Consider the following 14531-nt stretch of genomic DNA (forward strand, 5'->3'; position numbering starts at 1 on the left):
ATGGAATAAAATATTAATTCAATTTTCGTAGGTTGGGTTGAACGAAGTGAAACCCAACATTAGCGAGAGGATAGTAGGAGGTGTTGGGTTTCGTCCCGATTGCTCCGCAACGAAGACAGCGAACAACCCAACCTACAATAAGTATTGTTTCACATAAAGGGAACGATAGAACCGAAAGTTTTGTAATCTAAAATCTAAAATCTAAAATCCCCGGTCAAGTTTTGTTTAGAAGATAAAAGGGAATGGGAAACACAGAATCATTTTCCATCCCCTGAAAACCAACCAATAGAACGAGGAAACAAAAACCAGAAACTACACTATATAGAGTTATTTATGAATCAGTTACAGCAGGGAGATAATGGGGAGATAAAGTGGACTATCAGAGTCCACTATTGACCTATTTAACCGCAGTGCTAGGACTGCTTGTGCCAGTGAAAGCAATTACCATTACTTATGCTTCTTGCTTCCAGAAACAATCTCTACATCGCCTTTTTTCAGGGCTTCTAATGCTTCACCTTCAGCGTCTTCTTGCTTTTTAGTAGCATCAGCTTGAGTAATAGCAGCACCAGCTAGTTTAGCGGCATTTTCTTCACTTTCCAAAATACCAAATTCAATCAACAAATCCTCTAGCTCGTCCATTTCAATAGGAGTAGGAATGGCAAGATTGGTATTGTTGATAATCTTGTTAGCTAATGTCCGATATTCATTAGCTTGGTTGCTATCAGGTGCGTACTCATTGACAGTCATCCGACGCAATTCTGCGTGTTGCACGATGTTGTCACGGGGGACAAAGTGAATCATTTGGGTACTTAATCTGGATGCTAGTGTAGTAATTAATTCATCTTCCCGGTCAGTTTTACGACTGTTACAAATCAAGCCACCCAAGCGCACACCGCCAGTATGAGCATATTTGAGAACACCACGAGCAATGTTATTAGCCGCAAACATCGCCATCATTTCCCCAGAGGTAACAATGTAGATTTCTTGGGCTTTTCCCTCTCGAATGGGCATGGCAAAACCACCACACACAACGTCACCCAATACATCGTAAGATACAAAATCTACATCGTGGTATGCACCGTTTTCTTCCAAGAAATTGATAGCGGTAATGATACCCCGTCCAGCACAACCAACACCAGGTTCAGGACCACCAGATTCTACACATCTAATCCCCCGAAAGCCTTCAAGTACAACTTCATTAAGTTCTAGATCTTCTACTGCACCTCGTTCCGCAGCCAAGTGCAGCACAGTGGTTTGGGCTTTAGTGTGGAGAATCAAACGGGTAGAGTCGGCTTTAGGATCACATCCTACAATCAAAATACGTTGACCAACTTCCGCCATAGCAGCTAAAGTATTTTGGGAAGTAGTAGATTTACCGATACCGCCTTTACCGTAGAAAGCAATTTGTCTAATTTTTTCGTCGGACATAATATCTCCTATTTGTTGAGTCGTCATGATGAAGAGTTCACATCAGATGTGAGGGCGTGTAGAACTGTGCGGGAGGTGCGCGTTCCACCGCAAACAGGGTAAAAATCCTGAACATATTTACAGTTTTGGGAAATTTTTATTGGTTATTCGTACCAAGGACTAATAAGTAAAGTAAAGACGAATTGAACTATCCCGACACGAGTTAACCCGTCCTTACTAACTCTTACTCTCTGCGTCTCTGCGCCTCTGCGTGAGCAGAAAATCACAAAACCTAAACAGTAGCGACAACTTCCCCAATTTTGCTGATATCGTAGCCGCCGAGAATTTGTAATTGAGAGTGTACCAGAGGATGTTCCAATGTACTGAGTAATTGTTGTACTGGTGTTTCTTCTAGATATTCTTTAAGAATTACTAAATCGTATCGTGATTGACGGAGAGGGACAAATCCTAGTCCAAAGGCTGCGGCTACGGATGCTGTGCTAATACCTGCATCAGCAAATCCCGAAGCGATCGCTTGAGCAACATCTTGGTGACTAGTAATGATATGATCAAACCCTGAGAGATCATGAGATGAAACTTATATGTAACGTCTCTAAATTGTTGGATTGCCTGACTACTTTAGTCAATGGCAATGATTACATCGGTTGATTTAACAATTGCATATACCTCTTTACCTTCGACAAGATTGAGCTTTTCTGCTGATGATTTGGTAATGATTGATGTTACTTCTACACCAGGTCCAATTTCTACTGTTACTTCCGTATTTACAGAACCAACGGCAATTTGTTTGACAATACCTTTCAGGGCATTACGCGCACTAACTTGCATTTTCAATTTCCTTACAAAACCCTTAATTCTACATGATAAATAGTCGTATTATCAAATAAATTTACAATATTTAAGATTTTTTACCAAAATTTTTGGTAGCATTGTCCTGAAATATCGCCATTTCAAGGTATAATACCAACCAAGTTGACCTAAATCAATTTAACTATGTAGTCAAACTTGGAAAACTATGCCACAGGATTTATCACCGCTTTGGATATCGTTAAAAACGGCTTTACTGGCAACGTTTATTACTTTCTTTTTGGGTGTATTTGCTGCTTATTGGATGTTGGGATATCGTGGTAAAGGTAAATCTTTAATTGAGGGAATATTTGTCGCACCGTTGATTTTACCCCCCACTGTGGTTGGATTTTTACTGCTGATATTTTTTGGGAAAAATGGTCCAGTGGGTAAACTACTAGAACCGTTCAATACGACAATTGTGTTTACTTGGTACGGTGCGGCGATCGCTGCTATAGTAGTTTCATTCCCATTGATGTATAAAACTGCATTGGCAGCTTTTAGTCAAATTGATACCAATTTACTGCGCGTAGCCAGAACATTAGGTGCGAAGGAATTGACAATTTTTTGGCGGATTAGTTTACCCCTAGCATTTCCGGGGATTATTGCTGCCACCACCTTAGCATTTGCCCGGGCTTTAGGTGAATTTGGGGCAACTTTGATGTTAGCAGGAAATATCCCTGGACAAACGCAAACTATCCCAATGGCGATCTATTTCGCAGTAGAAGCTGGGTCAATAAATGAAGCTTGGTTTTGGTCAATTACCATGATGATCATTTCTCTTTCAGGCATTATTTTAGCTAACTATTGGCAAGAACTTGCATATAAATCAAAATTGACCAAACCATCTGCAAATCAAATAGAATTAGCAAAAAAATCTTCTTTATTATTAGAAGATTCTTCGTCCAATGGCTTATTTTTAGATATTGAAAAAAGACTAGCTAATTTTCATCTGCAAGTTACCTTAAATACTGATAATCAACCATTGGGATTATTGGGGGGGTCTGGGGCTGGAAAAAGTATGATTTTACGTTGTATTGCCGGCATAGAAACACCAAATAAAGGACAAATAGTTTTAAATAATCGGGTATTATTTGACTCAGAAAAGAAAATTGATCTGCCCATTCATCAACGCCGAATTGGTTTTTTATTCCAAAACTATGCCTTATTTCCACATATTACTGTGGCGGAAAATATCGCTTTTGGCATACCCAAATCTGTAAATGTTAAGGAAGAGGTAGAAAAGCAGTTAATAACCATGCAATTACAAGGATTTGGCGATCGCTATCCGCATCAACTTTCCGGGGGACAACAGCAACGGGTAGCATTAGCTAGGGCTTTAGCAAGTAAACCAGAAGCACTACTTTTAGATGAGCCATTTTCCGCTTTAGATACCCATCTTCGCAGTCAATTAGAACAACAAGTTACAGAAATTCTGGATGATTATTCTGGTGTAACTTTGTTTGTTACTCATAATATGGAAGAAGCCTATCGGCTATGTCCCAATCTATTAGTATTAGGACAGGGAAAAGAAGCACATTATGGTTCTAAATATGAGATTTTTCAACATCCTGCGAGTATAAATGTCGCCCAACTTACAGGTTGTAAAAACTTTTCCCGTGCTAGTATTTTGTCTCCCCAACGGATAGAAGCAATTGATTGGGATTGCACTCTTCAAGTCAGAGAGAAAATACCTTCACAATTATCTCATGTTGGTATTCGCGCTCATCATCTAATTTTCACCAAAGATCCTCAAAAAGTCAACACCTTTCCCTGTTATTTAGTGCGTACCAGTGAAACACCTCACCGCATGACAGTATTTCTCAAACTACATTTTCCTGGTAATCATCCCCATGACTATCACTTACAAGGAGAAATCTATAAAGAAAAATGGGAAAATATTCAAAATCAACCTTTTCCCTGGTATGTACAATTAGAACCTTCGCAATTACTGTTAATGGAGTAAAACCCATCCAGTAAAAAACTCTTAATTTTTGACTCCCATTACATAAGCTTTAACTAACAAATCAATTCCAGTAATTGCCCCACCAACAACAACAGCATTAGCACCTAAATCCAAAGCTTTTCTAGCCATTTCCGGGGAAGCAACACCACCTTCACAAATCACAAAAGTATCAAGATCTTCTATGATTTTAGTGAGTAATTCCCAACCAGGAGGAGAAAAGTTTTGAGTTGCTGTCGTGTAGCCAAAAAGAGTAGTTCCCACAATATCTGCACCTGCATTTACAGCTAATTGTGCAGCCTCATAGGTATCTACATCTGCCATAACTGGCTGATTTAATTTCTGATGGATGAGAGTAATAATATCTGCCAACTTTTCATCACCGGGACGATTTCTCGTAGTAGCATCTATGGCAATAATATCTGCACCTGCTTCAGATACAGCCACAGCGTGATGAAACTGTGGTGTAATATAAACATCAGAACCAGTTATTACTTGTTTCCACAGTCCAATAATTGGAACTTGGACTTTTTGCCGCACAGCTTGAATATGAATAGGTGTGTCAATTCTCACAGCTACAGCCCCATTATTAACTGCTGCTTCTGCCATTGCTGCAATTACATAAGGATCATGTAATGGAGAGTTTACAGGTGCTTGACAGGAAACAATTAATCCTTTTGGTAAATTAGTCATGTTTAATTGGGAATTGTATATCAAAAATTTTATCAAGGGACAGGTTTTCTGTAAAATTACTTGTTAGTTCAATTAATGAGAAAGTGGATAGTTTATGACGGTAGCTAGAATTGGCATCATTGGTGGAAGCGGGTTGTATAAGATGGAAGCACTGAAAGATGTGGAGGAAATAGAGATTTCTACCCCTTTTGGTTCACCGTCGGATGGGATTATTCTCGGAACTTTAGAGGAAACCCGAGTGGCGTTTTTAGCACGTCATGGTCGTAATCATACCTTGTTACCTTCTGAGTTGCCGTTTCGAGCGAATATTTACGCGATGAAGCAATTAGGAGTAGAATATTTAATCTCCGCGAGCGCTGTGGGTTCTTTGAAGGCGGAAGCTAAACCCCTAGATATGGTAATTCCTGATCAGTTTATTGATCGAACTAAGAATCGCATTTCTACGTTCTTTGGTGAGGGGATTGTGGCACATATTACTTTTGGTGAACCGATTTGCCAAAATTTGGCTGGGGTTTTGGGGGAGGCGATCGCTTCTTTAAATTTACCAGATGTGACGTTACATGATGGTGGTACTTACGTATGTATGGAGGGACCGGCTTTTTCCACTCAAGCTGAATCTCATCTCTACCGGAGTTGGGATGCTACGGTAATCGGGATGACAAATTTACCGGAAGCCAAGTTAGCACGGGAAGCGGAAATTGCTTATGCAACCTTGGCGCTGGTGACAGATTATGATTGTTGGCATCCCGATCATGATAGTGTGACGGTGGAAATGGTAATTGGGAATTTACATAAAAATGCGGTAAATGCACAAAAGGTAATTCAAGAAACTGTGAAGCGGTTGAGTGCAAATCCCCCTGCTAGTGAGGCGCATTCGGCTTTGAAGTATGCGATTTTGACGAATTTGGAGAAAGCACCAGCAGCAACTAAGGAGAAGCTGGCTTTGTTGTTGGAGAAGTATTTGTAAGGGAATAGGGGATTGGGGATGAGGGTAAAAATAAAATGCAGCTTTTACTTATCAAAATCTATTTCTTGTGGTTCTGTGACTATTGTTAATCCTGCTAAAATTTGTCTTACTTTATTTTCATTATTTACACAACAAATACTTGGAATGCGATTAGAAAGATGCAGCAATTCTCATTTTGAAAAAAATCAAATAGGGTCAGAATCACGGATTAGACGGATTGCACTGATTTCACGGATTTTAGTGACTCTGATCATAGCAAACAACCTAATCCGCGCCATCTTTTAATCCATATAATCCGTGATTCTGACTTTTGAGCGATAAAACCTGAAAATGAGAATTGCTGGCCAAAGAATCACAGACCTCAAAAACACACCATAAATGATAAATGACCACCTTCCCAGGGCATATAGACACAATGCCAGGGGAATTTGCATGCGGCTTCTGGACGTTGTGTTAAAATTGCTGGAGGTAATGTGTCTCCCCAAACTTCGGAAAAGTTGACTATGTATAGTATATGGCGATCGCACTTCATTTATTATCCTTATTTTGTCAGAATCAGGATGTCCAGGATTAAAGGATTTGCAGGATAGAGATTGAGAACTTTTGCTGGAATCAAAAAATCATTTTTTCTGTAAACTATCCCAGGTGAAAAACAAGATTTTTTAGATTTAAGGATTGAGAGGATTTAGTATTGTTTGTTTTGTCAGAATCAGGATTTACAGGATAGAGATTGACATTTTTTTAATCAATTAATCCCACCAATAAGTAATCACTACACCATCTCGCTGTTCCCAAAATGACTCACCTTCCAAACCACCTTGTAACCTCATTTGTAACCTGCGCTGAAGTCGCAAACCATACTCTTCATTATTACCATCAGTAATATCCACTGAGTCTGCACGCCACTTTTTACCCAAATCCAAAAGCTGAGACACGATAGTATCTTGGTTTTCTGTCAAAATGTACAGAGTATCGCCAGGATAAGCTACAAAGTGTATTATACTCGATTCTGGCATCGGGCGATAATTTGCCATTGCCAATAAGGTATCTACCAAACCACCAAAACTTAAACCATGTTCATCTGGTGCAAAAATTGGTTTCGTAAACAGAAAACCTGCCCATAGATGAGAATGTTGACTAAGATCCCTAACAACCTCCTCCCCATTAAACTCATTAAAGCGACGTTGCCACACCAAAGCTGCAAAAAGTTCCTGGGGACTGTATTCTTGAGCTAGGGTTTGAATTTTGGCTAGGTTTAACATTACTATCTTTAATCACCAGACTCTTGATATTGTTTGATTTTCTCATATAAACTATCAACTGTTTCTTCAGAAAATAGCTTTTCTTTAAGTTGTAAATAATCTCCTTCACCTAATTTACAAGCAGCCCAAAATTTCATTACTTTTGCTGGTTCTAGGTGAGTTAGTAAAACCTGCATTACTTCTTGTAAATTTTGTTGTTCGTTAATAACTTTAATTGTCATCTTTCTTCTATCTCCAAAATCAAATCTGCTGGGTTAATTACTTTTAGTGATAAATCTCGACAACGATTAATTAATCTTTTGTCACAGGTTATAAAATAATCACTTTCAGATGTTTCTGCACAAGCTACATGAAGTGCATCAATAGGTTTAATTCCTTGTTTTGCTCTAGCTCTAATATTTTCATCTACTAATACTTTTAATGTAGCTATTTGTAAATATCGCTCCATTGATTGTTGATTAATAGTAAGTTTCTTCCATCTGCACTAAAGGCAACACCTAGCGTAAGTAAACTGACAAGTCAGAGCTTGTGCGATCGCCTCCCATACCTCATAAATTCTTGCTATTGATTTATCAAAACACAATTACTGAAATCTTTACTCACAACAGTTTTCAGGATTTTTACTCCTTAAGGAATTATCACGCAAGGTAAAAGCAAAAAATCCTTTATTAGCAGAAATATTTCAATTAATGGCGCGTGATGAAGCGCGTCATGCAGGATTTTTAAATAAAGCAAAAGTTAGTCAGAAATGCCAGCATCTCGCAGGCGTTTTTCTAACTCTTCCAAGCGTTTTAAAGCTGCTTCTTTTGCAAGTCGTTCTTGGTTAACTTGTTGTTGAGCAGTTTCTTTTGCAAGTCGTTCTTGTTGCACTAACTCAGAACCCCAAAGTAGCAAATTACCATCTTGATCCCACCAGCGTAACCAGTAACCTTGACGGTTTTCGCGTTTTCCTTGCCAAACACCAATAAATAATTCCATTTCAGTTAACCAGTAACGGTTATTGTCATCTGAGGAACGCAATTTATAGTGTCCATTTTCATGCAATTGATATATTTCTAATTCACCGATATCTGGTTGAAAAATGATGTAGTCAGGAACTTGTAAAACTTGTTCATAATAAAACCATTTTCCGGGAGGATAGGTATGTTTATTAGAATATTCACTGCCATCTGTATCGGAAAGAAATTCCATAACCACCGTAGGAATTTGTCCCTGTTTGTGGGGGGTGTAACTGCGTTGGATTTGTTCTCTAGGCACTGTAATTTGTGGCACGTAAGCCCAGTCAGGGGCTTTGATGACAAATTTATCATTTACTGTGGCACAGATGCCGTAATTGGTGGTAGCGAGGGCAGTTTCTGGAAGTTTGCCGGCGAGTTCTAGGCTTTCTGTGAGTGCTGCTGCTAGACTGGGTTGATTGACATTATCCACAGGTTCATCGTCTAAAACGAAGTCTTCGGGTAAGAGTTCCCAAGTGATTTTGGTGGTCGAAGCACTTACAACCATAGGAAACACGAATAAGGGGTTAGATATTAGTATATAGTTATTCTCAATCATTTACGTTCATAAATAGATTTTGGATATGTTAAACAGAAAGTAAAATTTTTGATTAATTCACTTAATAACTGTATAGTGATTATACCACATTTTTGTGATTTGGTGAACTTTTTTATCTCCTATTCCTAAATTATTGATATTTGGTTATAATCCTAAATAGTGATGAATTGTTGTGCTGATGATTGAGTTGCCATAATGCCAAAAACAAAGCCGTCTACAGGTGATCCAGCTATTATTGCAGCGGTGGCTGACTATTTCAAGGTGTTATCCGAAGGAAGTCGGTTACAAATTTTAACTTGTCTTAAATCAGGTTCTATGAATGTGATGGAGATTGGGGAAGCGACTGGTTTAGGGCAGGCCAATCTATCTAAGCATTTGAAAGTGTTAACTCAAGCAGGAATTTTATCTCGTCAACCCAAGGGAACGAGTGCCTATTATGACATTGCTGATCCGGATATTTTTGAACTTTGTGAGTTAGCGTGCGATCGCATTAGTGAGCGTATACAACAGCAAGCTGAAAGTTTGAAAGCTTTTCATAGTAAAAATACAGTATTTTAAATAGGGCTTACTGACTCGGTGACTCTTGAGTGGACGCAGGCCCTGCGCCCCTACTTCCTAAACAACCTGAAAACTAAAGTTCAAGCTTGCCCAATGATTAACAGCTAAAACATAGGCATCATTGGCAGTAATATTAATATCAGTTTCGACTTGACTAGCGTTATGTAAATCCTGTAATATGGCTTGGGCAACTTCCAAAGGATTAACTATCGGACCAATAGCTTGTTGATCTGTGGTAGGATATTTAGCGATAGCCGCGCTGGCCGAAGGCATCGCCAATGCTGTGAGAGTTTCTGGAAACGGTGAGGTACTCAGGATAATTTGGTGTTCACAAAAAGTATAACGAGTCGGTAATAACCAACCAGATACAGATTGATTATCTGGTATTTTCATAGTTTGGCCTGGAGGAATGAGAGTTTCTATTAGTTGGGGTTTGCTAGGGGGAATTTCTGTGGCTGGAAAAACTTCCCAAGGATAAAAAGCAAAGGCATTTTGATTATTATTTAAACCCACTAAAATTAAGTATATAGGGCGATCGCTCAAATTTTCGATTTTATATTGCAAGCGACCACCTACAGGAATTGTCGGCATAGCAATTCCCTCATAGCCAGGTGGTTGCAAAATCTTATCCTGACTAGCAGTTCCCAAGGTATCCCGCACCATAAACACATAGGGGACAATGCTATTCACAACCTCTAAAGTTGCCCTCACAGGTAAACGGGAAGAACCTTGATTTTCTGTCAACTGCCACAACTTTGATGCCAACAAAGTCGAAAATTGCGGTGTTAATCGCTGTACTGCCACCTTCACCGCTTCTCCAACTTCCCCGATAGTATTAATAATTGGTTCACCACCCAGGCAAAAAAGACCATAACGGCTAGGAATTTGGGCAACTTTACCAAATACATAATCAGCAGTTTCTTGGGTGGTAACAATATTAGCAATGCGGCTAATTCCCGAAAAAACGCTAGTAGCATCTACCACTTCAATTCTTTCCAAATTCTCATCTAAGGCCACATTTACAGAAATATTGCGGGGTAATATGCGAATACTTTCTTGGACTATTTGCCCAACTTGAGGTAGATTGGTAATTTCCTTATTTGTCAGTTGAGCTTTAGCGACTAACCCACTTCGTGATTTAACAGTTAATTTTGCCCCTGTCTCCAAAATTAACCGAGAATTTACGCCATAATTAGTGAGAATGGGGAGAGGTAATCCCCCCAACCATAACTTGAATATTTTACCATCTTCTTCTATGGCTTGAACCACGCCAATACTTCTCAAGTTATCAATGGGAAAATAATCAATAATTAAATTATTTGGAAATTTCTTCGACTCATTTAATAGACTTGGTTGTTGTTTTCCACCCAACTGATACATGGAAGTAGCAACACCAGAAAGAAAAACCGAAATTGTTTTAGCTGGGGTAGTTTCCCACAAATATTGAGTTAAAGCATAAGTTAATAATCCCGCAGTGCCATTAGAGAAACTAAATTCTCCGGCTTGCTGATTTAGTTCTGAGGTAGCATTGATAATCAGAGGATGATTATTAGCTAATTGCTGATTTTTCAGTTGGGATAAAAACTCTAATTCTTGTATTTGTAAAACTGATGTTGATGATTCTGGACGGGTACGCACTTGTAAAGCAGTAGGTTTTAAATCAGGAAAATGATTGTAACTGGTATCTAATATTGCCGTCACTTGATTTGTAGGCAGCGATCGCAATAATAATAACAGAGTTTCTGTCAATAAATAGTTTCTGGATTTTGTGCCTAATAAATTATTCTCATCAACAGGAACTATGGCATTTGCTAATATTCCCGTCCCCAAATTTACACAAGTCCCATAGCCAGAAAAATGGAAAATCACCACATCTCCAGATTTGGCTTGCTTACCCAAGTGATCTAAAAAAGCCGCTTTAATAAAATCTTTACTAGCTTGTTCATCAGTTAAAGTTAAAATATCCGCTGCTGCAAAGCCACAACGATTAATTAACAGTTCTGTTTGCAACTCCACATCAGTTACACAACCCCCCAGAGCAGGACTTTGTGGATATTGATTAATGCCTATCAATAATGCTAACTTCCGCTGGTGAGATTGTGCTAAAGCCTGGTAATAGGGATTTCCCAAACTCAACCACTCAGTTTCCGCCACTCCCAATGCCGCTAATAAGCCGCTAATCCGTTGTAAAAACCTACGCCGTTTCATATTTAGCTATCAGACCCTAGCCCATTAGTTAATAGCTTAAAGGCTAAAGTCTGTACAGTAAAGTTTTTAATCTTAATCTAAACCAATACAGGAGAAATCCGCATAGCCCGGGTTAACTCAGCCGCAACTTCTGGACGAGAAAATTCTGGTGGTGGTAATTCACCCCGACGTAACATTTCCCGTACCTTTGTTCCTGACAGGTGAACCCGTTCCTCTGGACTACTAGGACTGGTTTTAGTTGTGGCCATTTGTTTGGTGCGCTTACAATAGAAAGCGTGTTCAAACTTCATTGGCACAATTCCCAATTCTTCAGGGGCGAATTCATCGAATATATACTGAGCGTCATAAGTGCCGTAGTAGTCACCTACACCAGCATGATCACGTCCCACAATAAAATGTGTACAGCCGTAATTTTTCCGCACTAAAGCATGGAAAATGGCTTCCCTGGGACCTGCATAGCGCATAGCTGCTGGGTTAATGGCCAAAATTACTCTATCTACAGGGTAATAGTGTTCTAGTAAAATTTCATAACAACGCATCCGCACATCAGCGGCGATGTCATCCTCCTTAGTTGCCCCTACCAATGGATGCAAAAATAGACCATCTACAGTTTCTAAAGCGCATTTTTGAATATATTCATGGGCGCGGTGGATAGGATTGCGAGTTTGGAAACCCACAATTGTTTTCCAGCCTTTTTCTCGAAACATTGCCCGTGACGCAGCGGGGTCAATTTGATAACTGGGAAAATGGGGATGAGAGTCACGTTGTAATAACCAAATATCACCTGCTAGGTTGATAGAACCTTGGTTATAAACTACCTGCACCCCAGGATGGTTAAGATCATCAGTGCGGTAAACATTGATGGCTTCCTGTTGTTTGTTGTAAATATATTTCTCGGTCAGTTCCAATACCCCAATGAACTCGCCTCTGGGGTTATCCAGACGCACTAAACCGCCTTTTTGTAGAGGGGCTGCTACTTCTTCGGTGACGGACAGTGTAATCGGAATTGACCAGACAATACCGTTAGCTAACCGCATTTCTGTGACCACTCGGTTATAGTCTGCTTGGTTCATGAAACCAGTCAAAGGACTAAAACCACCAATGGCAATCATTTCTAAGTCGGAAACTGCTCGCTCATCAAGTTCCACACGCGGTAAAAAGTCAGCTTTGGAGAGAAATAGTTCTCTTTGTGCTGAGGAAGCAACCCGGTTAATTAACTCTCCACCGTGGGCGGCAATGGCATCTGGATGGTAACTCAACGTAATTTTTCCCTAATTGTTGCAAACTATAGTAATCCTGTTTGAGTTATGAACTAGTTTTTTTAACGAACCACAGGGACACAGAGGACACAGAGGTAGGAAAATAAGAGATGTTCACATTTCATTTAGGACTGCTATATGTATTAAGTTACCAAATTATTGGTACACATTGTTAAATTTCTGTGAATTTTTTTCCTTTGCCGGTCGGAAAGGGTGAGATTAAAGGGCAGGGAGCAGGGAGCAGGGGTATAGATTAATTTACTTCTTTCTTCTTCCTCCTAAACTCCGAACTCCTGACTCCTGACTCCTGATTCCTCCTAATAAAATAAAACAATTACAATAAAAGTTGTGTTACACCAAGGTTTAAACTCAAGAGAGTTTTCAAATTAAGTATAAATAGAAGATTCACCCAAACATGGAGGAGTTGATAAGATGAGGATAAAATTTCCAGTTTTGAGTGGGGTACTGATACTTCTTGCTACCAGTCTTGTCTTACCTTTAGTTGCTAAAGCTGAAACAGAAACAACCAGTGGTATGTTTGAGCGGGCTTATTTTCGCCATAATCCCAATTTTTATGACAATGGCAGTTTAAAACGTAAAGTAGATGCTTTGATTGGACCTGGGAAAAAATTTGGTACTACTTTTACTGACAATGAAATCGCTAAAGATGCTGAGTTGGTAAATACACTTTATCTTGATGTTATGGCTCAACAAACATTAAATGATCCCTATTTGCGGACACCTGATTTACCAAATCCCTACGATTCTTCTTTGTTAATGACTCCCCGCTATAATCGTAGTCAGCTTAAAGTTGGGACTGAATACCGTTTTGAGAATTCACAACGGCGGTAGAAATACAGCAGGAGTCAGGAGGAAGAATGAGAAAGAGGGAAGAATAGTCTCAAATCTGAGCAAGTGATAGGTAAATGAATAGTTTCAACTTTTTAACCCTGAAACTCTTACCTTTGCGCCTTTGCGTGAGGCTAAAATTCGTACCCTTAATCAGCAACGCCTAAATCATTTAGCGATCGCATTGATTGATCACGCATAGTGCTATGATTTAATGCGATCGCCATTTATCAGGCAACAAAAGAAACAATTTATCTTGATAATTATCCGAGCAGCATTTCGCCTGATGTGAAAAATTCTACAACCTCACGTCAGGGGGAAGTAGCACCTTATTAATTACATGAATTACGCCATTACTAGCTTTAACGTCTGCTTTAGTAACTTGGGCGTTACCTACAGACACTACGCCTTTCTTAGCTTTTATATTTACTGGTTGACCTTCAACTGTTTTGACAGCACCAGGTTTGATATCTTTAGCGTAAACTGCACCCGGAACTACATGATAGGTCAGAATTTTGACTAAAGTTCCTTTGTTTTCTGGCTTCAAAAGTTTTGCTAAAGTTCCTTTTGGTAAGGCAGCAAAGGCTGCGTCTGTGGGTGCAAATACGGTAAATGGACCTTGACCAGATAGGGTTTCTACTAAACCGGCGGCTTTAATAGCTGTTACCAGGGTTTTAAAGGAACTGTTACTACTGGCAACATCAATAATTGTTCCTACTTTGGTTGTACTAGTATGAGGTTTATTGCCCATAGGTGCAGGTTGGCTTTCTGCAAAAGCAGGAACACTGACGAAAAGGGTGGTTGCCGCTACAGCAATAGCAAGTGTTTTAGTGACGTACTCCACACACTCCCTTTCAGGTGAGTGTGGGCTTCTCAGTGACTCCTCTATGAGGACATTAACTGAGCTTTAAGACCGTGCGCCCCACGGTTCTTTGGTTTTGAGA

14 protein-coding genes and 3 pseudogenes are annotated in these 14531 nt (G+C 39.5%); 5 read left to right on the forward strand and 12 right to left on the reverse strand.

The window, feature by feature from the left end; all coding sequences use genetic code 11:
* Nucleotides 1-447 precede the first annotated feature (447 nt).
* The 3 genes and pseudogenes from nifH to PN471_RS00770 all read right to left on the reverse strand — a co-directional run bounded on the left by nifH (nucleotide 448) and on the right by PN471_RS00770 (nucleotide 2256).
* Entirely contained in the window at nucleotides 448-1428 is a 981-nt protein-coding gene (nifH, locus tag PN471_RS00760) for a nitrogenase iron protein (protein ID WP_271775278.1), read from the reverse strand.
* A 271-nt stretch (nucleotides 1429-1699) separates the two neighbouring features.
* Nucleotides 1700-1990: pseudogene (locus PN471_RS00765) on the reverse strand (substrate-binding domain-containing protein); the annotation flags it as partial.
* Nucleotides 1991-2046: 56 nt separating this feature from the next.
* A complete protein-coding gene (locus PN471_RS00770; RefSeq protein WP_271775267.1) occupies nucleotides 2047-2256 on the reverse strand; it encodes a TOBE domain-containing protein in 210 nt (69 codons plus the stop codon).
* 187 nt (nucleotides 2257-2443) lie between these two features.
* On the opposite strand from PN471_RS00770, the gene modB reads away from it, so the two are divergent.
* Nucleotides 2444-4240, forward strand: a complete 1797-nt coding sequence (modB, locus tag PN471_RS00775; protein WP_271775268.1) for a molybdate ABC transporter permease subunit — start codon at nucleotides 2444-2446, stop codon at nucleotides 4238-4240.
* Nucleotides 4241-4261: 21 nt separating this feature from the next.
* On the opposite strand, the gene PN471_RS00780 is transcribed toward modB, so the two are convergent.
* Nucleotides 4262-4930: an N-acetylmannosamine-6-phosphate 2-epimerase gene (locus PN471_RS00780; RefSeq protein ID WP_271775269.1), complete on the reverse strand. Its 669-nt coding sequence runs from the start codon at nucleotides 4928-4930 to the stop codon at nucleotides 4262-4264.
* Nucleotides 4931-5024: 94 nt separating this feature from the next.
* On the opposite strand from PN471_RS00780, the gene PN471_RS00785 reads away from it, so the two are divergent.
* Nucleotides 5025-5897 (forward strand): S-methyl-5'-thioadenosine phosphorylase, encoded by an 873-nt coding sequence (locus PN471_RS00785; protein WP_193892175.1) that lies wholly within the window; start codon nucleotides 5025-5027, stop codon nucleotides 5895-5897.
* A gap of 344 nt (nucleotides 5898-6241) precedes the next feature.
* Here PN471_RS00785 and PN471_RS00790 read toward each other — a convergent pair.
* From PN471_RS00790 to PN471_RS00805, 4 genes and pseudogenes are all read right to left on the reverse strand, one after another.
* Nucleotides 6242-6331 (reverse strand): annotated as a pseudogene (locus tag PN471_RS00790) (acyl-CoA desaturase); the annotation flags it as partial.
* A 315-nt stretch (nucleotides 6332-6646) separates the two neighbouring features.
* The gene (locus PN471_RS00795; protein ID WP_271775270.1) at nucleotides 6647-7159 is read right to left on the reverse strand and encodes a hypothetical protein; all 513 of its coding nucleotides are present in this window, start codon (nucleotides 7157-7159) and stop codon (nucleotides 6647-6649) included.
* 8 nt (nucleotides 7160-7167) lie between these two features.
* Nucleotides 7168-7380, reverse strand: coding sequence for a hypothetical protein (locus PN471_RS00800; protein ID WP_271775271.1), 213 nt, complete (start codon nucleotides 7378-7380; stop codon nucleotides 7168-7170).
* Nucleotides 7377-7607: a PIN domain-containing protein gene (locus PN471_RS00805; protein ID WP_271775272.1), complete on the reverse strand. Its 231-nt coding sequence runs from the start codon at nucleotides 7605-7607 to the stop codon at nucleotides 7377-7379. Before PN471_RS00805 ends, PN471_RS00800 begins: the two co-directional genes overlap by 4 nt.
* 157 nt (nucleotides 7608-7764) lie before the next feature.
* Here PN471_RS00805 and PN471_RS00810 point away from each other — a divergent pair.
* Nucleotides 7765-7893 (forward strand): annotated as a pseudogene (locus PN471_RS00810) (ferritin family protein); the annotation flags it as partial.
* 4 nt (nucleotides 7894-7897) lie between these two features.
* On the opposite strand, the gene PN471_RS00815 reads toward PN471_RS00810, so the two are convergent.
* Nucleotides 7898-8662 carry a Uma2 family endonuclease gene (locus tag PN471_RS00815; RefSeq protein WP_271775273.1) on the reverse strand — a complete coding sequence of 255 codons (765 nt, stop codon included), beginning with the start codon at nucleotides 8660-8662 and terminating at the stop codon, nucleotides 7898-7900.
* A gap of 246 nt (nucleotides 8663-8908) precedes the next feature.
* Here PN471_RS00815 and PN471_RS00820 point away from each other — a divergent pair, with 246 nt between their 5' ends.
* A complete protein-coding gene (locus PN471_RS00820) occupies nucleotides 8909-9271 on the forward strand; it encodes an ArsR/SmtB family transcription factor (RefSeq protein ID WP_193892162.1) in 363 nt (120 codons plus the stop codon).
* 57 nt (nucleotides 9272-9328) lie between these two features.
* On the opposite strand, the gene PN471_RS00825 is transcribed toward PN471_RS00820, so the two are convergent.
* Nucleotides 9329-11479 (reverse strand): caspase family protein, encoded by a 2151-nt coding sequence (locus PN471_RS00825; RefSeq protein WP_271775274.1) that lies wholly within the window; start codon nucleotides 11477-11479, stop codon nucleotides 9329-9331.
* A 77-nt stretch (nucleotides 11480-11556) separates the two neighbouring features.
* Nucleotides 11557-12738 carry a sulfate adenylyltransferase gene (sat, locus tag PN471_RS00830; RefSeq protein WP_271775275.1) on the reverse strand — a complete coding sequence of 394 codons (1182 nt, stop codon included), beginning with the start codon at nucleotides 12736-12738 and terminating at the stop codon, nucleotides 11557-11559.
* 432 nt (nucleotides 12739-13170) lie between these two features.
* Here sat and PN471_RS00835 point away from each other — a divergent pair, with 432 nt between their 5' ends.
* Nucleotides 13171-13590, forward strand: a complete 420-nt coding sequence (locus tag PN471_RS00835; RefSeq protein WP_271775276.1) for a hypothetical protein — start codon at nucleotides 13171-13173, stop codon at nucleotides 13588-13590.
* A gap of 295 nt (nucleotides 13591-13885) precedes the next feature.
* Here PN471_RS00835 and PN471_RS00840 read toward each other — a convergent pair whose 3' ends face one another.
* On the reverse strand, nucleotides 13886-14431 hold the full coding sequence (locus PN471_RS00840; protein ID WP_271775277.1) for a fasciclin domain-containing protein: 546 nt from the start codon (nucleotides 14429-14431) through the stop codon (nucleotides 13886-13888).
* Nucleotides 14432-14531: the final 100 nt, after the last annotated feature.

Origin of the sequence: Aphanizomenon sp. CS-733/32 (genome assembly GCF_028330045.1) — a bacterium.
GTDB classification, from domain to species: Bacteria; Cyanobacteriota; Cyanobacteriia; order Cyanobacteriales; family Nostocaceae; genus Dolichospermum; species Dolichospermum gracile.